This is a genomic window from Micromonospora wenchangensis, assembly GCF_002210435.1.
GTDB classification, from domain to species: domain Bacteria; phylum Actinomycetota; class Actinomycetes; order Mycobacteriales; family Micromonosporaceae; genus Micromonospora; species Micromonospora wenchangensis.
In genome coordinates this window covers 50,417-72,557 of record NZ_MZMV01000008.1, presented here as the reverse complement: position 1 = coordinate 72,557, position 22,141 = coordinate 50,417, and the positions used below count along the sequence as shown (strand labels likewise).

At 72.5% G+C, this 22,141-nt stretch carries 20 protein-coding genes; 10 read left to right on the top strand and 10 right to left on the bottom strand.

All coding sequences use genetic code 11. The features are described 5' to 3' along the window. Positions 1-10 precede the first annotated feature (10 nt). Entirely contained in the window at positions 11-1,045 is a 1,035-nt protein-coding gene (locus B5D80_RS06735; protein ID WP_088642914.1) for a phosphatidylinositol-specific phospholipase C domain-containing protein, read from the top strand. 202 nt (positions 1,046-1,247) lie between these two features. On the opposite strand, the gene B5D80_RS06730 is transcribed toward B5D80_RS06735, so the two are convergent. The 3 genes from B5D80_RS06730 to mca all read right to left on the bottom strand — a co-directional run bounded on the left by B5D80_RS06730 (position 1,248) and on the right by mca (position 5,172). Further along, a complete protein-coding gene (locus B5D80_RS06730; RefSeq protein WP_245854302.1) occupies positions 1,248-3,722 on the bottom strand; it encodes a putative bifunctional diguanylate cyclase/phosphodiesterase in 2,475 nt (824 codons plus the stop codon). Positions 3,723-3,964: 242 nt separating this feature from the next. Then, positions 3,965-4,240 (bottom strand): hypothetical protein, encoded by a 276-nt coding sequence (locus B5D80_RS06725; protein ID WP_088642912.1) that lies wholly within the window; start codon positions 4,238-4,240, stop codon positions 3,965-3,967. A 50-nt stretch (positions 4,241-4,290) separates the two neighbouring features. After that, entirely contained in the window at positions 4,291-5,172 is an 882-nt protein-coding gene (mca, locus tag B5D80_RS06720; protein WP_088642911.1) for a mycothiol conjugate amidase Mca, read from the bottom strand. A 179-nt stretch (positions 5,173-5,351) separates the two neighbouring features. Here mca and B5D80_RS06715 point away from each other — a divergent pair, with 179 nt between their 5' ends. Then, positions 5,352-5,786, top strand: a complete 435-nt coding sequence (locus tag B5D80_RS06715; RefSeq protein WP_088642910.1) for a DUF4307 domain-containing protein — start codon at positions 5,352-5,354, stop codon at positions 5,784-5,786. Between the two features lie 142 nt (positions 5,787-5,928). Then, positions 5,929-6,429 (top strand): transcription elongation factor GreA, encoded by a 501-nt coding sequence (gene greA / locus B5D80_RS06710; RefSeq protein WP_088642909.1) that lies wholly within the window; start codon positions 5,929-5,931, stop codon positions 6,427-6,429. Positions 6,430-6,490: 61 nt separating this feature from the next. On the opposite strand, the gene ilvA is transcribed toward greA, so the two are convergent. The 5 genes from ilvA to B5D80_RS06685 all read right to left on the bottom strand — a co-directional run bounded on the left by ilvA (position 6,491) and on the right by B5D80_RS06685 (position 11,193). Then, on the bottom strand, positions 6,491-7,711 hold the full coding sequence (gene ilvA / locus B5D80_RS06705; protein WP_088642908.1) for a threonine ammonia-lyase: 1,221 nt from the start codon (positions 7,709-7,711) through the stop codon (positions 6,491-6,493). Then, positions 7,708-9,144 (bottom strand): amidase, encoded by a 1,437-nt coding sequence (locus tag B5D80_RS06700; RefSeq protein ID WP_088642907.1) that lies wholly within the window; start codon positions 9,142-9,144, stop codon positions 7,708-7,710. Before B5D80_RS06700 ends, ilvA begins: the two co-directional genes overlap by 4 nt. Positions 9,145-9,161: 17 nt before the next feature. Further along, positions 9,162-10,301 carry a cystathionine gamma-synthase gene (locus B5D80_RS06695; protein ID WP_088642906.1) on the bottom strand — a complete coding sequence of 380 codons (1,140 nt, stop codon included), beginning with the start codon at positions 10,299-10,301 and terminating at the stop codon, positions 9,162-9,164. Positions 10,302-10,372: 71 nt separating this feature from the next. Further along, complete coding sequence (locus B5D80_RS06690; RefSeq protein WP_088642991.1) at positions 10,373-10,726, bottom strand: hypothetical protein; 354 nt, start codon at positions 10,724-10,726, stop codon at positions 10,373-10,375. A 2-nt stretch (positions 10,727-10,728) separates the two neighbouring features. After that, complete coding sequence (locus B5D80_RS06685) at positions 10,729-11,193, bottom strand: hypothetical protein (protein WP_144081601.1); 465 nt, start codon at positions 11,191-11,193, stop codon at positions 10,729-10,731. Positions 11,194-11,309: 116 nt separating this feature from the next. Between B5D80_RS06685 and B5D80_RS06680 the strand changes: the two genes are divergently transcribed. Both B5D80_RS06680 and msrA read left to right on the top strand, forming a co-directional pair. Further along, a complete protein-coding gene (locus B5D80_RS06680) occupies positions 11,310-11,723 on the top strand; it encodes an HIT family protein (protein ID WP_088642904.1) in 414 nt (137 codons plus the stop codon). A 108-nt stretch (positions 11,724-11,831) separates the two neighbouring features. Then, on the top strand, positions 11,832-12,494 hold the full coding sequence (gene msrA, locus B5D80_RS06675) for a peptide-methionine (S)-S-oxide reductase MsrA (RefSeq protein WP_088642903.1): 663 nt from the start codon (positions 11,832-11,834) through the stop codon (positions 12,492-12,494). 45 nt (positions 12,495-12,539) lie between these two features. Here the strand turns inward: msrA and B5D80_RS32805 are convergent, their stop codons facing one another. Then, the gene (locus B5D80_RS32805) at positions 12,540-13,109 is read right to left on the bottom strand and encodes a hypothetical protein (protein ID WP_144081600.1); all 570 of its coding nucleotides are present in this window, start codon (positions 13,107-13,109) and stop codon (positions 12,540-12,542) included. Between the two features lie 492 nt (positions 13,110-13,601). On the opposite strand from B5D80_RS32805, the gene B5D80_RS06670 reads away from it, so the two are divergent. The 3 genes from B5D80_RS06670 to B5D80_RS06660 are packed head-to-tail and all read left to right on the top strand — an operon-like array spanning position 13,602 to position 18,396. Beyond that, complete coding sequence (locus B5D80_RS06670) at positions 13,602-15,392, top strand: N-acetylglutaminylglutamine amidotransferase (RefSeq protein ID WP_088642902.1); 1,791 nt, start codon at positions 13,602-13,604, stop codon at positions 15,390-15,392. A gap of 2 nt (positions 15,393-15,394) precedes the next feature. Beyond that, a complete protein-coding gene (gene ngg / locus B5D80_RS06665; protein ID WP_088642901.1) occupies positions 15,395-17,224 on the top strand; it encodes an N-acetylglutaminylglutamine synthetase in 1,830 nt (609 codons plus the stop codon). Then, complete coding sequence (locus tag B5D80_RS06660; RefSeq protein ID WP_088642900.1) at positions 17,221-18,396, top strand: osmoprotectant NAGGN system M42 family peptidase; 1,176 nt, start codon at positions 17,221-17,223, stop codon at positions 18,394-18,396. The genes ngg and B5D80_RS06660 overlap by 4 nt, the downstream gene beginning before the upstream one ends. 119 nt (positions 18,397-18,515) lie before the next feature. Here B5D80_RS06660 and B5D80_RS06655 read toward each other — a convergent pair whose 3' ends face one another. Continuing rightward, positions 18,516-20,234 carry an alpha/beta hydrolase domain-containing protein gene (locus tag B5D80_RS06655; RefSeq protein WP_088642899.1) on the bottom strand — a complete coding sequence of 573 codons (1,719 nt, stop codon included), beginning with the start codon at positions 20,232-20,234 and terminating at the stop codon, positions 18,516-18,518. Positions 20,235-20,696: 462 nt separating this feature from the next. On the opposite strand from B5D80_RS06655, the gene B5D80_RS06650 reads away from it, so the two are divergent. Both B5D80_RS06650 and B5D80_RS06645 read left to right on the top strand, forming a co-directional pair. Continuing rightward, positions 20,697-21,626 (top strand): ribonuclease Z, encoded by a 930-nt coding sequence (locus B5D80_RS06650; protein ID WP_088642898.1) that lies wholly within the window; start codon positions 20,697-20,699, stop codon positions 21,624-21,626. Continuing rightward, positions 21,623-22,141: a GNAT family N-acetyltransferase gene (locus B5D80_RS06645; protein WP_088642897.1), complete on the top strand. Its 519-nt coding sequence runs from the start codon at positions 21,623-21,625 to the stop codon at positions 22,139-22,141. Before B5D80_RS06650 ends, B5D80_RS06645 begins: the two co-directional genes overlap by 4 nt.

Below are 22,141 nucleotides of genomic sequence, written 5' to 3'. Positions count from 1 at the left end.
GGAGGTACCCATGCGCGGTTCCCGTCTCCTGTCGGCGCTCACGTCGGTCGCGGTGGTCGCGGCGGTGTTCAGCACCGCCGCCCCCGCCTCGGCCGCCGTGGACCCCGGCACCCGGGTCTCGGCGACCACCACGGTCGGCACGCACAACGCGTACGAACGTGGGACGTACACCTATCTGGCGCAGGCGCTCGACGCCCGCCCCGGCCTGATCGAACTGGACGTCTGGCCGGACATCATCACCAAGCAGTGGCGGGTCAGCCACTCCAACCCGCTGGGCAACGACAACAACTGCGTCGCCGCCACCACCCCCGCGCAGCTCTACACCGGCACCCGCAACAAGAACCTGGAGAACTGCCTGGACGACATCCGGCTGTGGTTCGACGCCCACCCCGACGCCGGGCCGCTCCAGCTCAAGCTGGAGCTGAAGACCGGCTTCAGCAGCCGTACCGGGCAGGGGCCGGTGCAGCTCGACGCGGTGCTCGCCGCCCGGCTCGGCAGCCGGGTGTTCCGCCCGGCCGACCTGCGCGGCGGGTACGCCACCCTGGACGCCGCCGCCCGCGCGAACGCCTGGCCGACCCGGGGGCAGCTCGCCGGGAAGGTGATCGTGGAGCTGATCCCCGGCACCGTCGAGGAGGGCAACCCGACCGACACCCTCTGGACCGACATCGAGTACGCCCAGCACCTGGCCGGCCTGTCGGCGGCCGGCACCCTCGGTCAGGCGCAGGCGTTCCCGGCGGTGCACCGGGCCCAGTCCGGCGACCCGCGCACCAGGTACGCGGACACCAGCCTGCGCCCGTGGTTCGTCCTGTTCGACGGCGACGCCAGCGCGTACGTCACCGGCGGCATCGACACGTCCTGGTACGACACCAACCACTATCTGCTGGTGATGACCGACGCGCAGAACGTCCCCCCGGCGGTGGGCAACACCGACGCCACGGCCGCCCGCGCCCGCCTCGCCCAGCTCGCCGCCGCCCACGCCAGCGTGGCGTCGGCCGACTGGGCGGCGATGCCGACCGTGGTCGGCGAGGTGGTCTCCCGAGGCTGACCGGGCGGCTCTGCGCCATGTCGCCGAGGTAGCGGTGTCCCGGCACCGGGACACCGCTACCTCGGCACCCCTGAGTCGATCACGGCCGGCGGGTCAGGCGCCCGGGGTCTCCCCGGGCCGGCGGGATCGATCACGGCCGAAGGGGCCGATCACCGCCGAAGGGGTCGATCACGGCCGGCGGGGACGGTGCCGACCGGCCTCCTCAGGAGACGCCGTCGGCGCGCAGCGGGAAGACGTTCGACTCGGCGGAGTCACGCAGCGAGCCGAGCACCGCGCCGATCTTGTCGGCGGGCATCGGCTTGAAGAAGTGGTAGCCCTGGGCGGCGGTGCAGCCCAACGCCACCAGCGCGGCCCGCTGCTCGGCCGTCTCCACCCCCTCGGCGACCACCCGCAACCCCAGCTCGTGGGCGAGCCCCACGGTGGCCCGGACGATCGCCGCCGCCTCCGGCGAGTCGGCCATCCGGATCACGAAGGAGCGGTCCACCTTCAGCTCGTCCACCGCGATCCGGGTCACGAACGCCAGCGACGAGAAGCCGGTGCCGAAGTCGTCGACGGCAAGCTGGACGCCCATCCTGCGCAGGTTCGCCAGCACCTCGTCGATCACCTCCAGCTCGCTCATCACCACCGTCTCGGTGATCTCCAGGACCAGCTTGTGCGGCGGCACCTGGTGCCGGCGCAGCGCGTCGGCGATCTCCGCCGGCAGCCGGGGGTCGAGCAGGCTGCGCGCCGAGAGGTTCACCGAGATCGGCACGTCCAGCCCGTCCCGGGCCCACCCGGCGGCCACCGACAGCGCCTTGTCCAGCACGTACCGGGTGAAGGTGCCGAGCTGTTCGCTGTTCTCCACCGGGCGGATGAAGTCGGACGGGCCGAGCCAGCCCCGCCGGGGGTGCTGCCAGCGGATCAGCGCCTCCACCCCGGTCGGCGCGCCGGTGGCCAGGTCGACCGCCGGTTGCAGGGCCAGCACCAGTTGGTCGTCGGCCTGCAACGCCTCCCGCAGCTCGGCCAGCAGGGCCAACTGGTCGGTGCTGGCGGCGTCCCGGGTGCTGTCGTACGCGGCGACGCTGCCGCCGCCCTCCTTCGCCTGGTACATGGCGATGTCGGCCCGACGCAGCAGCTCGGTCAGGTCGGCGGTGCCCGCCCCGGCCACCACCACCCCCACCGAGACCTCCACCGACATCCGCACCCCGGCCACCTCGGTCGGTGCGGCCAGCCGCTCGGCGATCTCCCGGGCCTGCCGCAGCGCGTACGCCATCGGGGCGGCCCGGTCGCCGATCACCGGCACCGACGTCAGCAGCAGCGCGAACTCGTCGCCGCCGAGCCGGGCGAGCAGGTCACCGGGGCGGGCCAGGGTGCCCAGCCGGTTGCCGGTGAGCCGCAGCAACTGGTCACCGGCGGCGTGCCCGAGGGTGTCGTTGACCTCTTTGAACTGGTCGATGTCGAGCAGCAGCAGGGCCACCGGGTGATCATGGGCGAGCTGCCGCAACGCCTGGTCGCCCTTGCTCAGCATGGCCGTCCGGTTGGCCAGCCCGGTCAACGCGTCGTGCACCGCGTCGTACGACGAGCGGGCGCTGACCAGCCGCAGCTCCCGGTGGGTGGCCGCGTCGTGCAGGGCGGCGGCCAGGGCGTCGGAGTAGGCCGCCAGCGCGTCCCGTTCCCGGTCGTCAGGCGGCCCGGAGACGGGGAACCGGACCCGGATCTGCCCGACCTGGACGTCCCCGACGGCCAGCGGCCTGACGAGTTCGTGGGCGTCCGGGGCCGCCCCGGCGGGCGGCCCGGCCTGCCGGTCGCGGACGCGGCCCGACGAGTCACCCCGGTAGCGTCGCCACCGGCCGTCGCCCCGGGCCACGTCGACCTCGACGAGGTCCGCGCCGAACAGGGCCAGCGCCCCGGTCACCGCGGCGGTGGCCACCCCCCGCTCGTCGAGCTGGTTGAGGGCGGCGGTGGCCTCGGCGAACGCACGCCAGGTGCGCTGTTCCTGGTCGGCGCGCAGCCGGTGCCGGTAGGTCTGCTGGAGCAGCCAGAGCAGCGGCGGGAGCAGCAGCAGCCAGCGCGGGTCGATCTCCAGCAACGCCACCACGACTAGCCCGACCAGCACGTTTCCGACGAACATGAGCACCTTGCCGCGCAGCGCGACGAGCAGTGCCGGGCCGACCGCCACCCCGTGCCGCAGGGCCAGGGTGGCCCCACCCAGGCCGGCGGTGGTGAGCAGGTAGGTGACCGCACCGGCGACGAGGGCGGGCACGAGCGTCGGGGTGGGTCCGGCCAGGAACGGTTCGCCCAACGCGGTGGCGACGACGACGGCGAGCGCGGTGGCCGCCGTCAGCGAGGCGGCGATGCGGACCAGCTCCACCGGGGGACGTCGGTCGGCGGCCAGCGACATCACGGTCCAGGCCGCGCCGGTGCCGAGCAGCGCGGCGGCCGGCAGCCAGCCGGCCGGCGCCAGGTAGAGGCAGACGATCAGGGCGGCCTCGCCCCAGGTGATGCTGACCATGCCGGTGGCGGTGCGGAACCGCAGCCGGGCGAGCTGGGCCAGGGCGAACACGGCGGCGACGATGCCGAACCGGGCGACGGCCGGGAGCGGCCCGTCGGCCGGCAGGGCGGTGGGCAGGTGCAGGCCGACCAGCACCGCCACCAGGGCGGTCACCGTCACCGCGAGGGTGAGGACGCGCACCCGCAGCGGAGTCTCCGGCGGCGTCGACCCGTCGTCGGACGCGCCGGCCCTGCCGGAGGTCACCGCCCGGCTCCGTCCGCGGGGCCGTCGACGGCGCGACGGACGAACGCGGCTACGACGGTCATGGCACCCCCTCCCGCGCACGGCTCGGGGACTTACGTCCCCCGGCGGAAGGCTAAGCCAATCCGGGTGGCCGCAACAGGGGGCGACGACCCGGATCGGCGTGATTCACGCTCCGGTCACCCCACTCAGGGCTGCTGGTGGCCGCTGGGCGGGTTCGTACGTGATTCCTGCCCCGTCGTCCCGTCCGACGGGCCGGTGGCCGACGAATCGGTCCCGACCGGACCACCCTGGTGGGGGAACCGCTCGGGCAGCCGGCGCAGCCGGGAGTTCATGTTGCGGATGAGCAGGACGGTGGCGGTGCCGAGGAGCACGATGAGGAAGAGGCCCATCGGCCCGGCCAGGCCGCCCGTGCGGGTGTCACCGAAGTTGTTCTCCGCGAGCACCTGGACAGCGTTCAGCATGGTGTTTTCTCCGATGTGCGGTGGAGTGTCAGCGTAGCCCCGCACCCCGGTCAGCCGGCATGGCCGGCTTCGCGTACCCCGGCGAACAGGTCGGATTCCGGCAGCGGGGAGTCGACCGTCGAGCGGACGAGCTGGAAATCCTCGGTCGGCCAGGCACGCTGCTGCAACTCCATCGGCACGTGGAACCAGAAGCCGTCCGGGTCGACCTGGGTGGCGTGGGCGCGCAGCGCGTCGTCCCGGACCGGGAAGTATTCGGCGCACTCGACCCGGGTGGTGATCCGGGGGCCCTTGTCCGGCCGCTCGTCCCACCGCTTGAGCCAGTCGTCGTACGGCGAGGTGAGGCCGGCGGCCAGCATCCCCTCGTGCAGGGCGGTGATCTTGCCCTTGGAGAAGCCGATGTCGTAGTAGAGCTTCAACGGCTGCCAGGGGGTGCCCAGCTCCGGGTAGCGGTCGGGGTCGCCGGCCGCGTCGAACGCCGCCACGCTGACCTTGTGGCACATGATGTGGTCGGGGTGCGGGTAGCCGCCCTCCTCGTCGTAGGTGGTGACGACGTGCGGACGGAACTCCCGCATGAGCTTCACCAGCGGCCCGGCCGCCACCTCGACGTCCTGGAGGGCGAAACACCCCTCGGGCAGCGGCGGCAGCGGGTCGCCCTCGGGCAGGCCCGAGTCGACGAAGCCCAGCCAGGCCTGCTCGACGCCGAGGACGGCCCGCGCGGCGTCCATCTCGGCCCGCCGGATCTCGCCGATGTTGGCCCACACCTCGGGGCGGTCCAGCTTGGGGTTGAGCACGCTGCCCCGCTCACCGCCGGTGCAGGTCACGACCAGCACGTCCACCCCCTCGGCGACGTACTTCGCCATGGTGGCGGCGCCCTTGCTGGACTCGTCGTCCGGGTGTGCGTGCACGGCCATGAGACGCAGCTTCTCTGCCAACGTGGGCGCTCCTCGTCTGTGCCCGTCGGCGGCCCGCTCCGGGTCGCTCGCCCGACCTGCCGTGGTGACCTGCCGGCGCGGTTGCCGACCTGCCGGGCCGGGCTCGGCCCCGGGCTGGGAAGATGGACCCTGTCATTCTTGCCGATGCCGCCGACAACAACGCCAGGAGATACCCGCCGGTGACCGAGACGCACGCCACAGTTCCCTCGGCCGCGCCGGTGTTCCCGCCCGGCCGGTACGGACGCCGGCGGGAACCCGAGCGCCGCCGGCCCCTGCTGCGCTGGGTGCTGGCGGCGGTCCTGATCGCCGGTCTGGTGCTGGCCTCGACGCAGCTCTACCAGCGCTACGGCGACCCGGAGTACAAGCCCGAGGTGATCACCTACGCCGATGTCGACGACACCGGCGTCCGGGTCGACTTCCGGGTGACGGTGCCCGCGGGCGGCGCGGCGGTGTGCCTGGTCCGGGCCCGCTCGCACGCCGGGGCCGAGGTGGGCCACGAGGAGGTCACCGTGACCGCGGCCCCCGGCCAGCGGCACGTCACCACCCGGCACCGGGTCGCCACCAGCGAACGTCCGTTCATCGGCGAGGTCGTCCGCTGCCGGCCGGCCGGCTGAGCGACGACGGGGCCGGCCCCCCGCGTCGCGGTGGGCCGCTGGTCGTCCCCCGACCGGGTGATCGACGACGCCCGGGAGTGCGGGCCACTGGTAGGTTGGTAAGTCACCTGTCAGCCAGCACGCACATCCGAGGAGTACGCCTGTGTCCACCAATGACCACAAGGCGCCCGCCACCTGGCTGTCCCAGGACGCGCACGACCGCCTCCAGGCCGAGCTCGACGAGCTGATCGCCAACCGGCCGGTCATCGCCGCCGAGATCAACGCCCGGCGGGAAGAGGGCGACCTGCGGGAGAACGGTGGCTACCACGCCGCCCGCGAGGAGCAGGGCAAGGCCGAGGGCCGCATCCTCTACCTCAAGGAGCTGCTGCGCACCGCCCAGGTCGGCGAGGCGCCGTCCGCCGACGTGGTGGCGCCGGGCATGGTCGTGACCATCTACTTCGACGACGACGAGGGCGACACCGAGACGTTCCTGCTCGGGTCGCGGGAGATCGCCGCCACCACCGAGTTGACGGTCTACAGCCCCGAGTCGGCGCTCGGCAAGGCGATCCTGGGCGGCCGTCCCGGTCAGGCGTGCACCTACACCGCGCCCAGCGGGGCGGACATCAAGGTGACAATCGTCAGCTTCGAGCCGTTCTCCGGCTGAGCCGCGCCGCCGCCGGGTCCACCGGGCCCGGCGGCGTCGTCCACCGGTACGCCGGCCGGGCTCATTCCTCGGCCGTGAGGACCACCTGGTAACCGCTGGCCCGCAGGGCACTGATCAGCGTGTCGGAGTGTTCGACCCCCCGGGTCTCCACCGACAGGGCCACCTCCACCTCGCCGAGCCGCAGGTGCGGGTTGGCCCGCTGGTGCTCCACGTCGACCACGTTCGCCCGGTGCTCGGCGATCTCGGTGAGCAGCGAGGCGAGCTGACCGGGTCGGTCCGAGCAGCGGACGGTGACCCGCAGGTAGCGGCCGGCGGCGGCGAGACCGTGCTCGATCACCCGCATCATCAGCAGCGGGTCGATGTTGCCGCCGGAGAGCACCGCCACCGTCGGGGTCCGTACCTGCACCGCCCCGGCGAGCAGCGCGGCCACCCCGACCGCCCCGGCCGGCTCGACCACCTGCTTGCCCCGTTCCAGCAGCATCAGCAGCGCCCGGGAGATGTCCTCCTCGGCGACGGTGACCATCTCGTCGACCAGCTTGCGGACGTGGTTGAAGGTGATCTCCCCGGGCCGGCCGACCGCGATGCCGTCGGCGATCGTGGCGAACGCCGGCAGCCGGACGGGTTCCCCGGCGGCCAGGGAGGGCGGGAACGCGGCGGCACTGGCCGCCTGGACGCCGACGATCCGGACGTCGGGCCGCAGCGCCTTCGCGGCCACCGCCATCCCGGAGATCAGGCCGCCACCGCCGACCCCCGTGATGATCGTCTCGACCTCGGGGCACTGTTCGAGGATCTCCAGTGCGACGGTGCCCTGCCCGGCGATCACGTCCGGATGGTCGAACGGGTGGATGAACACCGCGCCGGTGCGCTCCGCGAAGGTCTGCGCGGCCACCAGCGACTCGTCGACGGTGTTGCCGATCAGCTCGATCCGCGCGCCGTACCCCTTGGTGGCGGCCACCTTCGGCAGCGGCGCGTTCACCGGCATGAAGACGGTGGCGTGGGTGCCGACCAGGCCGGCGGCGAGCGCCACCCCCTGGGCGTGGTTGCCGGCGCTGGCCGCGACCACGCCCCGCTCCCGCTCCTGCGGTGACAACCGGGAGATCCGCACGTACGCGCCGCGCACCTTGTACGAGCCGGCGCGTTGCAGGTTCTCGCACTTGAGCCAGACCGGCCCGGCCAGCGCCGCGCTCAACGGCCGGGACGGCTCCAGCGGGGTGGTCCGGGTGACCCCGGCGAGCAGCTCCCGGGCGGCCCGTACGTCGGCGAGGTCGACCAGTTCCGTCATGCCCCGATCGTGCCACCAGCCCTCGGCCCGACGGCCGGCGAGGGCGTGTCGACCCGGGGATAGCCGGGGGCGTGCCGGGTCCACGGGGCCTGCATCTCGAACTGCCCGGCCACCCCGAGCAGCAGCAGCTCCGAGCCAGGCGGGCCGACCAGTTGCGCGGCGACCGGCAGGCCGTCCGGGCGGCGACCCACCGGCACCACGATCGACGGCAGGCCGGCGACGTTCCACGGGGCGGCGAACGGGGCGTACCGGATGTTGGTCCGCATGTTCGCCAGCCAGGAGCGGCCGGACCAGGCGGTGGCCTCCGGCGGCGGCCCGGCCAGCGCCGGGGTGAGCAGCAGGTCGATCCCGTGGTCGGTGAAGAAGCCGACGGAGCGGTCCCGCCAGGCGGCCCGGTCGGCCTCCCGCACGTACCCCCGGCGCTGCGCCCACTCCCCCAGCGCGACGTGCCGGCGGCTGCGCCGTTGCAGGCCGCGCCGGTCGATGCCGGCGGCCCGCACGTCGGACGCGGCGGCGGCGAGCCAGGTGGCGATGCCCTGCAGGCCGAGCGCGGTCGGGTACACCGGGTCGGCGGGCACGGTGTCGTGGCCGGCGGCGGCGAGCAGCCGGCCGGCGGCGGCCACCGCGTCCCGGTTGGGGGCGTCCGGCGCGACGCCGCGCACCGGGGAGCGCAGTGACACGCCGACCCGCAGCCGGGGCGGCGGGACGAGTTTGTCGGGGCGACGCCCGGCGAGCACCTGGAAACCGACGGTGGCGTCGGCGACGGTGGTGGTGAGCATCCCGTGCTCGGTCAGCCCGAACCAGTCCTCCGCGCCGAGCTGGCACGGGACCACGCCCCGGCCTGGCTTGAGCCCGACCAGACCGCAGCAGGCGGCCGGGATGCGGATCGAGCCGAGCCCGTCGTTGCCGTGCGCGATCGGCACCAGCCCGGCCGCGACCGCCGCGGCGGCCCCACCCGAGGACCCCCCGGGGGTGTACCGCAGGTCCCACGGGTTGCGGGTGACGGCGGTCGCGTCGTCGGTGATCGCCCAGAGTCCCAGCTCCGGCATCCGGGTCACCCCGAGGATCACCGCACCCGCGCCACGCAGCCGGCGCACCACCTCGTGGTCGGCCTCCGCCACCGCGGTACGCGCGGCGACCGACCCGTTCCAGGTGGGCAGGCCGGCGACCGGGGTGTTCTCCTTGACCGCCACCGGCACCCCGGCGAGCGGGAGGTTCGCCAACTCCTCCTGCTCGTCGACCTTCTCCGCCTCGGTGATCGCCTCGCCGCCCCGGACCACCCGGAACGCGGAGAGTGCGCCGTCGACCCGGCCGACGTGGTCCAGGTGGTCGGCGACGACCTGGGTGGCGGAGACGTCGCCCCGGCGTACGCCCCGGGCGATCTGCTTGGCGGTCGCCCCCACCCAGGTCGGCATGATGTCCTGCACGGCCACCTCTTCCCAGCCCGCGGTCAGCCCAGCGCCTGCTCCAGATCGGCGAGCAGGTCGTCGACCGTCTCGATGCCGACAGACAGTCGCACGAGATCGCCGGGAACTTCAAGCGGCGAGCCGGCGGCACTTGCGTGTGTCATCCGGCCCGGGTGCTCGATCAGCGACTCCACCCCGCCGAGCGACTCGGCGAGGACGAACAGCCGGGCCCGGTTGCAGACCTGCACGGCGTGTTCCTCGCCGCCGGCGGCCCGGAAGGAGATCATCCCGCCGAACCGGCGCATCTGCTTGGCGGCCACCTCGTGCCCGGGGTGCGACGGCAGGCCCGGGTAGATGACCTGGGCGACCTTCGGGTGCCCGTCGAGGAAGGCGGCGATCCGTTCGGCGTTGTCGCAGTGCCGGTCCATCCGTACCCCGAGGGTCTTGATGCCGCGCAGGGTGAGCCAGGCGTCGAACGGGCCGTTGATCGCGCCCATCGCGTTCTGGTGGTAGCGCAGCTCGTCGCCGAGGGTCGGATCGGCGACGATCAACGCGCCACCGACCACGTCGGAGTGCCCGCCGACGTACTTGGTGGTGGAGTGCACCACCACGTCCGCGCCGTGCGCGAGCGGCTGCTGGAGATACGGCGAGGCGAACGTGTTGTCGACCGCCAGCAGCGCCCCGGCCTCGTGCGCGACCCCGGCCAGGGTGGCGATGTCGGCGATGCCGAGCAGCGGGTTCGTCGGCGTCTCCACCCAGACGATCCTCGTCTCGGGGCGGATCGCCGCCCGGACCGCGTCCACGTCGGAGACCTTCGCCGGGGTGTACGTCAGCCCCCACCGCTCGGCGACCCGGGCGAACAGCCGGTACGTGCCGCCGTACGCGTCGTCGGGGATCACCACGTGGTCGCCGGGCGAGCAGACCGTCCGCAGCAGGGTGTCCTCGGCGGCCAGGCCGCTGGCGAAGGCGAGCCCGACCCGGCCCCCCTCCAGCGCGGCCAGGCACTCCTGGAGGGCGTCGCGGGTGGGGTTCCCGGAGCGGCTGTACTCGTAGCCCTGCCGGGGCGCGCCGACGGCGTCCTGGGCGTAGGTGCTGGTCTGGTAGATCGGGGGGATCACCGCGCCGGTGCGGGCCTCCGGGTCCTGGCCGGCATGGATCGCGAGCGTCTCGAAGCCGTGACTCATCCCGCAGACGTTAGTCCGCCGCGCACTCCCGGTCACCGGGAACCCGAACCGGGAGGCTCGCCCTGCCCGGCCTAGTCGGTCAGCTTGGGGTGGCCCGGCCCGGCTGCCACGATCCAGACGACGCGCTTGTCGGGGTCGGGGCAGTACCAGATCCGACCGCCCGCCGTGACCTCGTACTGCCACTGGGCGAGGGTCCTGCCGCCGACCTGGCGAGTGGCGAGGGTGCCCCGTAAGCGATGCTGACGGGCGGAGTTCTCCGGATCGACGGGGCGCTCGGTGAGCACCACCCAGGCTTCCCAGGTGTTGGCCCGAGCCGTCTGACAGAGCTGCTCCCACCCCTTGGCCGCCTCGGACGAGGCGAAACGGGCTTCCCAGCCGCCGGGACGGCCGGGCGGCGCGACCCGTTCCCCCCGCTTGGGCGCCACGGTCACGCCTCCCTCGGGCCGGGAACCGGCCCGTGATCGTCCGACAGTGGGGCGGTCAGCTCGTGGACCAGCGCCGGATCGGTGTAGACGGCGGCAGTGGCCTTCCACTCCCGGATCGTCTGGGCCAGGACCGACCACTGCCCGAGATCTGCCGAGATCCTGGCGGCATTGACGAAATCGGACACGAACTGCGGGCGATCCGCTGGAGGAAGCAACTCGATCCACGGGAACTCCTCCGCAAGAGCCTCGACGGCCACCTCGCTCGGGAGATGGGCGAGCGCGTTCCGGAGGGTTCTGGCCGCCGCCACCGCCCCCTCACCCGCCGCGAGAACGCGGTCCTCCCTGGTCAACAGCAAGGCAGCTCCGTCACGACGTCGCACCCGCACGTCGCCGGCATCTGCAAGCGCCGCCACGCTCTTGGGATCGCGCTGCAACTCACTCCACTGCACTTCCCGGGTAGTCACCACGAGAAAATTCTGAACTTTTTCAGAAGAGTGCGCAACCCATTGGCCGAGCCAGCGGGACCACCCCGGCGCCCAGGCGTCCCGCTGCCGTTGTCGTACGAGGGTTCTAGGCTGCGCGGGTGAGCGGGTGTGTGTTCTGTCAGATCGTGGCCGGGGAGGTGCCGGCGTTCCGGGTGGCCGACGAGCCGGACGGTATGGCGTTCCTGGACACCCGGCCGGTGTTCAAGGGGCACGTCCTGGTGGTGCCCCGCGCCCACCTGGTCACCCTGACCGACCTGCCGGCGATCGACCTGCCCGGCTACTTCGGCCTGGTGCAGCGCCTGGCGGCGGCCGTGGAATCCGGTCTGGGGGCCGGCGGGACGTTCGTGGCGATGAACAACCGGGTGTCCCAGTCGGTGCCACACCTGCACACCCACGTGGTGCCGAGGACCAGGGGCGACGGCCTGCGCGGCTTCTTCTGGCCGCGCACCCGCTACGCCGACGACGCCGAGGCGGCCTCCTACGCCGGGCGGGTCGCCGCCGCCCTGCGCTGAGCCCGCCGACATTCGCCGGGCCGGGCGGGCGAGACGCGCAGCGCAGCGGGTAAGGAAGGCAGGCCCGCCGATGTTGCATGCGGGGAGAGGTACGAGAGGAGTTCCACCGTGTTCCTTCGCCGCATGAAGGCCGAGATGATCAGCCCCGACCAGGCCCTGCCCGGCCGCCCGATCGCGATGCCGATCGGGGACCGGCACGAGGTGCTGGCGTCGTCGCTGAAGGGCCCGTTCCCGGAGGGCGCCCGGGTCGCCGTGTTCGGCATGGGGTGCTTCTGGGGCGCCGAGCGGCTGTTCTGGACCCTGCCGGGGGTGCTGACCACCTCGGCCGGTTACGCGGGCGGCTACACCGCCAACCCCACGTACGAGGAGGTGTGTTCGGGGATGACCGGGCACGCCGAGGTGGTCCAGGTGGTCTACGACCCCGCCGTGATCAGCTACGAGGACCTGCTCAAGGTGTTCTGGGAGAACCACGACCCGACCCAGGGCATGCGCCAGGGCAACGACGTCGGCAGCCAGTACCGCTCGACGATCTACACCACCAGCGACGAGCAGCTGGCCACCGCGCAGGCGTCCCGGGACGCGTTCGCGCCGATCGTGGCGCGGGCCGGCAAGGGTGAGATCACCACCGAGATCGCCCCGCTGGGCGACTACTTCTTCGCCGAGGACTACCACCAGCAGTATCTCGCGCCGACGAAGAACCCGAACGGCTACTGCAACCACGGCCCGAACGGGTTGAGCTGCCCGGTCGGGGTGGCCCGTACCGCCGGCTGACCGACGCGTCCGGGCCGGTCGACACGCCGACCGGCCCGGGTGTTTTCAGCTCCTCGTGACAACGTTCGCCGCCATGGCGTTGCAACCCGTGGGCCGTGGCTGACCCGCATAGTCCTGCTTGGTGTCGCCAGTCTTGACGCGACGCGCATAGGCCAACAGCTTTCCGACGGCTTGGGTGTCACAATCATAGATTGTGACCACGAAACGCTTTCCAGGAGGCTCAGTTGGTTCACCGACAACAAGTTCGGGGCAGTTGAGCGCCTCATCGATGACCGAGCATTCCTTTTCAGCGAAGTGGTAGAGCTGCTCCTCGTCGGCGTGCACGTCAAACCAGATCTGGTGATCTTGCGGTAGATCTCGCTGAACAACGCCTTCCAATGTATTACGCTGCGGCACTTGCGAGTTGTGCGCCGGCCGGGTAATCGCCACCGCTCCGGGGGCGTCGGAGCGACCAGCACAGAAAGCAACGAGGCAACTTCCCGCCACCAGGACGGCGAGCGAAGGCCCAACCGCCCATTGCTTGAACCAATCCGGGCGCGGTACCCAGTTCGCTACGACGCCCATAGCGCCAGCGATCACCCCTGACAGGATAATAATTTTGACTTGTTCAGTCACAATTCCAGCATCCCAGGCAGCCGTGACGACGACAACAGCCGTAGCACGGTTAGACAACTATGCGACATTTCTTGTCAAAGATCGTCCAAGCTGGTCGCATGGGAAATTCGATACAGGCAATTCGGGATCAGCAGCATGGATGGCCACATCCCGAGCCGCACCGACTTGCAAGGTCGGGGTGGCCATACCGCCGGCTGACCGACCGTCGACCAAGCGACTTGCCAACTGACGAGGGCCGGATACGCGTGGCACGTCAAACGGTCAACATGCGACTCACAGAGGTCCGGACCCCGCCCGGTGGCCGCTCTCCGGGGCTGCGGTGTTTGTCACATCGTGGGCCCGGGGCGATTCGGGCACCCGCCGGGCCCCGGGCAGGAACGTCGGCCCGCGCGGGGCCGTCACGGTGAGTGGCGCACATACTAGCAATCCCGTAACACGGCCGACATCGGCTCAACAGGCGAAGTGCAACAACCTCTGGCAGCATTGGCTGGCATGTGCGGACTTGCGGGAGAGTTCCGCCGTGACGGTTCCCGGGCCGATGTGTCGGCGGTGGAACGCATGGCGGCCACGATGAGTGACCGGGGGCCCGACGACAGCGGAGTGTGGTCACAGGGGGCCACCGCCCTCGGGCACCGCCGCCTGAAGATCATCGACCTCTCCGCCGCCAGCGGGCAACCGATCGTCGACCCGGCCGCCGGGCTCACCGGCGTGTTCAACGGTTGCATCTACAACTACCGCGAGCTGCGCCAGGAGTTGCAGGGCAGGGGGCACCGCTTCTTCTCCTCAGGCGACAGCGAGGTGGTGGTCAAGGCGTACGCCGAGTGGGGGCTCGACTTCGTCGACCACCTGATCGGCATGTTCGCCGTCGCGATCACCGAGCGGGACACCGGCCGGCTGGTGCTGGCCCGGGACCGGCTCGGCATCAAGCCGCTCTACCTGGCCGAGACGCCGGGCGTGGTGCGGTTCGCCAGCACCCTGCCCGCCCTGCTGGCCGGCGGCGGGATCGACACCGGCATCGACCCGGTGGCGCTGGCCCACTACCTCAGCTTCCACAGCATCGTGCCGCCACCGCGCACCATCCTGCGCGGCGTCGCCAAGCTCCCGCCGGCCACCGTGCGGGTCTACGAACCGGACGGCCGTACCTCCGAACGGGTCTACTGGGACCCGTCGTTCAGCCGGGACGCCGCGCGCGCCGACTGGTCGGAACGCGACTGGCAGGACGCCCTGCTGGAGTCGCTGACCACCGCGGTACGTCGCCGGATGGTCGCCGACGTGCCGGTGGGCGTGCTGCTCTCCGGCGGCCTGGACTCCAGCCTGGTGGTGGCGCTGCTGGCCGGCGAGGGGCAGACCCGCTCCGGGCTGTCCACCTTCTCCATCGGCTTCGACGCCGTCGGCGGGCGGGAGGGCGACGAGTTCGTCTACTCCGACCTGGTGGCGCAGACCTTCGGCACCGACCACCACCAGCTCAAGGTGGCCGCCGGTGACCTGGTGCCGCCGCTGGAGGCGGCGGTGGCCGCGATGAGCGAGCCGATGGTCAGCCACGACTGCGTCGCGTTCTACCTGCTCAGCCAGGAGGTGTCCCGGCACGTCAAGGTGGTCCAGTCCGGCCAGGGCGCGGACGAGATCCTCGGCGGCTACCACTGGTACCCGCCGCTGGCCGGCATCGACCGGGAGCAGGCGCTCGACACGTACGCGAAGGCGTTCTTCGACCGGGACGCGGCCGGGCTGGCCCGGGTGCTCAACCCGGCGTGGCTGGCCGACGGCGACCCGGCGCGCGAATTCGTCGCCGCCCACCTGGGCCGGGCCGGGGCGCAGACCGCCGTCGACGCCGGCCTGCGGATCGACACCCAGATCATGCTCACCGACGACCCGGTGAAGCGGGTCGACAACATGACCATGGCGCACGGCCTGGAGGCCCGGGTGCCGTTCCTCGACCACGAGTTCGTGGAGCTGGCGGCGAGCTGCCCACCCGAGCTGAAACTGGCCCAGGGCGGCAAGGGCGTGCTCAAGGAGATCGGCCGCCGGGTCCTGCCGCACGAGGTGATCGACCGCCCCAAGGGCTACTTCCCGGTGCCCGGCCTGACCCACCTGGAGGGCAAGCTCCTCGACCGGGTCCGCGACGCGCTCACCGCGCCGCAGGCCCGCCGCCGTGACCTGTTCCGTGCCGACTACGTCAATGCGCTGCTCGCCGATCCGAACGCCGAACTGACCCCGTTGAACGGAAACAAACTGTGGCAACTGGGACTTCTGGAAATGTGGCTCCAGAGCCACGGAATCGACTGACCGTGAACGAGACCCTCGCGACCGGCACGGCCCGTACCGACCGGGAGCGGGTGCTCGGCCGCCGCCGGGAACGGACCGGTCCCGGCGGCGACCCGGTCGCGCCGGGCACCGCCCCGGAGCCGCGCCGGGAACCGGCCGGGCCGTCCGACGTGGTCCTGGACTGCGGCTGGGGGCGGCTGGTGTTCGGCCAGACCTTCCACGAGCAGGTCGCGGTGGCCAACGTGCTGCGGTCCGAGGCGGCCGGCTCCCGGGACATCTGCATCTACCTGCGCGACCCGCACGTGCTGGTGTCCCGGCTGCCCGACGAGCTGTTCATCGACCCGTCGCTGACCTACCGGCTGCCGCTGGGCGAGCGCCGCCCGGAGGCCACCGGGCGGATGGAGATCCCGGGGCTGGTCGTCCGGCCGCTGCGGGACGCCGACGACGCCGACGCGGTGAACCGGATCTACGCCCGCAACGGCATGGTCACCGCGCCGGTGGACGTGCTCGTCGACAACGCCGGCACCGACCGGTTCCTGCACCTGGTGGCCGAGGCGAGCACCGGGGAGGTCGTCGGCACCATCACCGGCGTCGACCACGTGGCGGTCTTCGGCGACCGGGAGAACGGCGCGAGCCTGTGGTGCCTGACCGTCGACTTCAACACCGCCCCGCCCGGCACCGGCCAGGCCCTGCTCACCGAACTGGCCGACCGGCTCGACGAGCGGGGTCGCGCGTTCGTCGACCTGTCGGTGCTGGCCGAGAACTCCGGCGCGATCCGGCTCTACGAGCGGCTGGGCTTCCACCGCACCGGCACGCTCTGCGTCAAGCGGAAGAACCCGATCAACGAACGGCTGTTCCTGCCGTCCGCCCCGGCGGGCTACGCCGAGCTGAACCCGTACGCGAAGATCGTCGCCGACGAGGCGATGCGACGCGGCATCCGGGTCGAGGTCACCGACGCGCACTGGGGTGAGCTGCGGTTGACCAACGGCGGCCGGACGATCGTCACCCGCGAGTCGCTGTCCGAGCTGACCTCGGCGGTGGCGATGAGCCGCTGCGACGACAAGCGGGTCACCAGGCGCATCCTCACCGAGGCGGGCCTGTCGGTGCCGCGCGGCCGGACCGCCACCGGCGACCCCGACGACCTGGCCTTCCTCACCGACGTCGGCCCGGTGGTGGTCAAGCCGGCCCGGGGCGAGCAGGGCAACGGCATCACCGTCGGGGTACGCACCGCCGAGGCGCTGGCCGCCGCCGTCGAACTGGCCCGCCGGTTCTGCCCGGACGTGCTGATCGAGGAGCTGCGCGCGGGCGAGGACCTGCGGGTGATCGTGATCGACCACGAGGTGGTGGCCGCCGCCGTCCGCCGACCGGCGCAGATCACCGGCGACGGGGTGCACGACGTCACCGAGCTGATCGAGCGGCAGAGCCGACGCCGGGCCGCCGCCACCGGTGGCGAGTCCCGCATCCCGATCGACGAGATGACCCGCGAGGTGGTGGCCGAGGCCGGGCACCGGATGCACGACGTGCTGCCCGAGGGGCAGGTGTTGGCGGTGCGCCGGACGGCGAACCTCCACACCGGTGGCACAATCCACGACGTGACGGCCGAACTGCACCCGGCGATCGCCACTGCCTGCGTGGCGGCGAGCCGGGCCCTGGACATCCCGGTGACCGGGCTGGACCTGCTGGTCCCCGCCCCCGACCAGCCCGAGCACGTGTTCATCGAGGCGAACGAGCGGCCGGGGCTGGCCAACCACGAGCCCCAGCCGACCGCCGAGCGCTTCGTGGACCTGCTCTTCCCGGGCACCCGGGCCCCGCAGCGCCTCTGGAGCCCGGCCGGGCCCGGAGGGGTCGCGTGACCCTCAAGCCCCTCGACATCGATCTGGACTACCTCCGCCAGGTGCTGGTGGAACTGCTGGACATCCCCAGCCCGTCGGGGCGTACCGACCACGTGCAGCAGTACGTGGGGGAACGCCTCTCCGCGCTGGGCATCCCGTCCACGCTGACCCGGCGGGGGGCGCTCAGCGCCTGCCTGCCCGGCCCCCGGCAGACGGGCGCCGACCGGGCGATCGTGGTGCACACCGACACCATCGGCGGGATGGTCAAGCGGCTCAAGGAGAACGGCCGGCTGGAGCTGAAGACCATCGGCACCCACTCGGCCCGGTTCGCCGAGGGCGCGCACGTGCGGATCTTCACCGACGACCTGGACCGGGTGGTCACCGGGCAGGTGCTGCCGTTGAAGGCCAGCGGGCACCGCTACAACGACGACGTCGACCTGCAGGGCGTCGGTTGGGAACACGTCGAGGTCCGGGTCGACGAGCCGGTCGAGGACATCGCCGGCCTGCGGGCGCTGGGCATCGACGCGGGCGACTTCGTGGCGTTCCTGCCCAACCCGATGGTCACCCCGTCCGGGTACGTGAAGTCCCGGCACCTGGACGACAAGGCCGGGGTGGCGGCGGTGCTGACCGCGTTCAAGGCGGTGGTGGACGCCGGCATCACCCCCACCGTCACCGCCCACCTGCTGGTCACGGTGACCGAGGAGATCGGCCACGGGGCCAGCCACGGCCTGGACCCGGACGTCGCCGAGATCGTCTCGGTGGACGCGGCGGTGGTCGCGCCGGGCCAGCAGTCCCGGGAGAACGCGGCGACCCTGGCGATGGGCGACGGGGTCGGCCCGTTCGACTACCACCTGACCCGCAACCTGGCCACCATCGCCCGGGAACACGGGGTGGACCTGGTCCGCGACGTCTTCGACTACTACCGCTCGGACGTGGCGGCGGCGGTCGAGGCGGGTGCGCACGCCCGGGTGGCGCTGCTCGGTTTCGGGGTGGACGCCACCCACGGTCACGAGCGCACCCACCTCGACGGGCTGCGTCACCTGACCCAGTTGCTCTGCCTCTATCTCCAGAGCGACCTGGTCTTCCCCGAGTGGGACGCCGAGCCGGAGGGCGACCTGGCCGACTTCCCGTCGCTGGCGGTGCAGCCGGCGGGCGGGGACGGCCCCCGCGAGGGCCCGATCGGCATCGACTGACCGGCCGGCAGCCGCACTGACGTAGCAACAGGTGAACGGCGGGCACGACATCGCGCGTCGTACCCGCCGTTCACCGGACGCCCCGGCCCCTCACCGTGGCGTCGGTCCTTACGGTCGGGTCACCGGTTGCCGCGTTCCGCCGCGTCGAGCAGGGCGATCAGCGCCTCGGTCACCCGCAGCACCGCGTCCCGGGCGGCCGGGTCACCGGTGATCCGCTGCCGCGCCCGGTCGGCCAACTGCCCCAGCAGTTCACCGGCGCGGGCCGCGTTGCCGGCGGTGCCGGCCTGCTCGGCCCGCTGGAGCCGATCCTCCAGCCGGGCCGCCACGTACTCGGTGATCCGGCCGGCGGCGACGTACTCGGTGATCAGGTCACGCAGGTCGGAGTACCAGGCGGGGTCGCGGGTGAACGACACGGGCAGGTAGCCGGCGTCGGCGGCGGCGAGGGTGGCCGCGACGCTGGCGTCGACGTACGCACCGACGGTCGGGTAGCGGGCGGCGAGCTGCGCGTCGGTCAGCGGCACCGAGCTGCCGTCGAGGAAGCAGAAGCCGGGCCCGGTGTTGCTGCCGCTGTTGACCCGTAGCGGCACCTCATGCTGGGCGAGCCGGATGCCGTCGAGGGCGAGTCCCAGGTCGTCGCGGGCGACGGCCGGCGGGTTCGTGGTGGTCGTCCGGATCGGCGGCGCGCTCGGCGGGGCCACGCCCTGGGCGATCCAGGCGACGGTGTGGTCGTAGACGGCGTTCTGCACCATGTGCTGCGGAACCCGCGACAGCGAGGGCAGCGTGCAGGTCTGCGGTTCGCCCGGGTAGCCGCCCGGGTAGCTGCCGATGTCCCGCTTGCGCAGCGGGCCGTAGTCGGTGATCAGCTTCCAGTCGCCGTGCGAGGCGCCGGCGACCTCCCAGGACCGCAGGACCGGCGAGTCGGCCTGGGCGCGGGCCGCGGCGGGCAGGATGCCGCTGGCCACGTCCCCCTCGGAGTTGATCCGGAACACCGGCGTCGTCAGGTCGGTCCGCAGCACCCCGCCGCCACCGTGCAGGACGACCGCGTCGAGCACGTTCGCCGACTGCTGGACGCCGTTGTAGTAGTTGGCGAGGCGACCTGCCGACTGGGAGTGGCCGGTGGCGATGACGTACTGCGGGGCGGGCAGCTTGCCCAGCGGGTCGACGCCGGTGGGGTTGCGGACCGCCTTCACCGCCTGGCTGAAGATGTCGTACGAGAGGCTGTCGTCGGTGACGGTGCCGCCCACGGTGACGTCCAGCGGGCCGTACCGGGTGGGGCTCCACGCCTTGAGCCCGGTGGCCGAGTGCAGCCCGGCCCGCTGGGCGGAGACCCCGACCCAGGCGTAGCCGGAGCGGATCAGGTGCTCGTGCGACTGGAACCAGTCGACCTCCTGGTCCCACTGGTTGCTGACGTTGTTCCACTCGGCGATCACCACGCCGTTGAACTTCTTGGTGTTGGCCGGCCGGCGGACCACCAGCCGGGTGCCGTACGGCTGGTCGGTGGCGATGGTCGTCGCGTTCTGGGTGCCCTGCACGGCGTACCGGGTGGCGGTGCCGAAGAGGAAGAACTCCTCCTCGACGTAGCCGGCGGCGGCCAGGTTGACGTCGGTGGCGAGGAACGGGTAGCCGTGGCCGGGGTCGCCGACCGGGGTGGTCCGGGCGATCGGCCCGGCGACCACCGGGTTCGCCACATTCGCGCCGGTGGCGGTGGACGGGCGGGAGGCGACCGGCGCGGCGGCGACCGCGTCGGGGACCGGGCCGACGGCGACGGCCAGCGCGCCGACCAGGCCGAGGGTCAGGGATCGTCGGGTGTTCCTGCGGGTGGCGGACGAAACGGGCACGGTTCACCTCACGGGGGAGCGACCGAGGGGACGGCTCGGGCGGGCAGTGGCGGGAGGTGGCCACTGTGGGGCAGACAGTAATGCTCACTTCAGGCGAAAGATAGGCCAGATGAGCACGAACTTTCGCGCGACTCGACAAAAGTCCGTCGGGTCGGCAGGCGGGTCCCCGGCCGCAGGATCGCGCGAAAAATCACTACCGGCACCCGGGGTGCAGTGGGTAGCGTGGCGGTACACGGGAAAGGAGGTGGTCCAGACTTGTATAGCAATCGGACTCGTGAGGTGGCTGTCCGCTAGCCGCTGTCCTCGACAGTGAACGACCAAGCATGATCGTCGAGACCGTGTGGCAGCGGTGCGGCGAATCCACGACAGCCACCCGACCCCCGGGGTGCCGACCCAGTCCAGTCGGCCCGTGCGCGAGCACGGAAACCCCGGGGGTCGCTTCGTCTCCGGGGGAGGCCGGCGGTGTCCATGCGGGAGCTGACGGTGCTCGGCACGGCCAGCCAGACCCCCACCCGGCTGCGCAACCACAACGGCTACGTGCTGCGCTGGGACGACGAGGTGATCCTCTTCGACCCGGGCGAGGGCAGCCAGCGGCAACTCCTGCACACCGGGATCACCGCCACCGACCTGACCCGGATCTGCGTCACCCACTTCCACGGCGACCACTGCCTCGGCCTGCCCGGCACCATCCAACGGCTCTCCCTGGACCGGGTGCCGCACCCGGTGGCGGTGCACTTCCCCGCCGGTGGCGCGGAATACTTCGCCCGGCTGCGGCACGCCAGCAGCTTCCACGAGACCGCCGAACTGGCCGTCGAGCCGGTCACCGCCGACGGCCAGCGGATCACCCTGGGCGTCGGCACGCTGGAGGCCCGCCGGCTACGGCACCCGATCGAGACGTACGGCTACCGGCTGGTCGAGCCGGACGGCTGCCGGATGCTGCCGGAGCGGCTGTCCGCGTACGGCATCGGTGGGCCGGCGGTCGGCGAGCTGCTGCGCGTCGGGCACCTGGACGTCGGCGGACGCCGCGTCACCCGGGACGAGGTGAGCGTCGTCCGGCCGGGGCAGCGGTTCGCCTTCGTGATGGACACCGGCCTCTGCGACGGGGTGTACGCCCTCGCCGAACACGCCGACCTGCTGGTCATCGAGTCGACGTTCCTGGCGTCGGAGGCCGCGCTCGCCGCCGAGGTCGGCCACCTGACCGCCGGCCAGGCCGCCCGGGTCGCCACCGAGTCGGGGGTACGCACCCTGGTGCTCACCCACTTCTCCCAGCGGTACGCCGACCCGCGCCGCTTCCACGACGAGGCCCGCGACCACTTCGCCGGGGAGCTGGTGGTCGCCGAGGACCTGACCACCGTGCCCGTCCCGCCCCGGCGGGTAGCCTCGGCCGGGTGACCGTCACGCTCCGTCCCGCCGTCGCCGACGACCTGATGCCGGTGGGCGCCCTGCACCAGCGGTCCCGGGTCGCGGCGTACTCGTCGTTCCTGCCGCCTGCGGCGTTGGCCGACCCGACGCCCGAGGCGATGGGTGACTACTGGGTGCAGCGGTGGACGTGGGAACGCGACGAGCACCTGATGACCGTGGCCGAGCGGGACGGCCGGCTGGTCGGGTTCAGCTACCTCGGCCCCGACGACGCGGGCGACCCGGCGACCGGGCTGCTCAACGCCATCCACCTCGACCCGGCCGAACGGGGCCGGGGCACCGGCCGGGCGTTGATGATGGACGCGCTGGACGCCATGCTCGCCCGGGGCTGGCGTCGCGGGGTGCTGTGGGTGCTGGAACGCAACCTCACGGCCCGGCACTTCTACGAGCGCGGCGGCTGGCAGGCGACCGGCGAACGCCGGGAGGAGCGGATCGGGCGCGCCCCCACCGCACAGCTCCGCTACGCCCGGCAGCTACCGGGCTGCTGA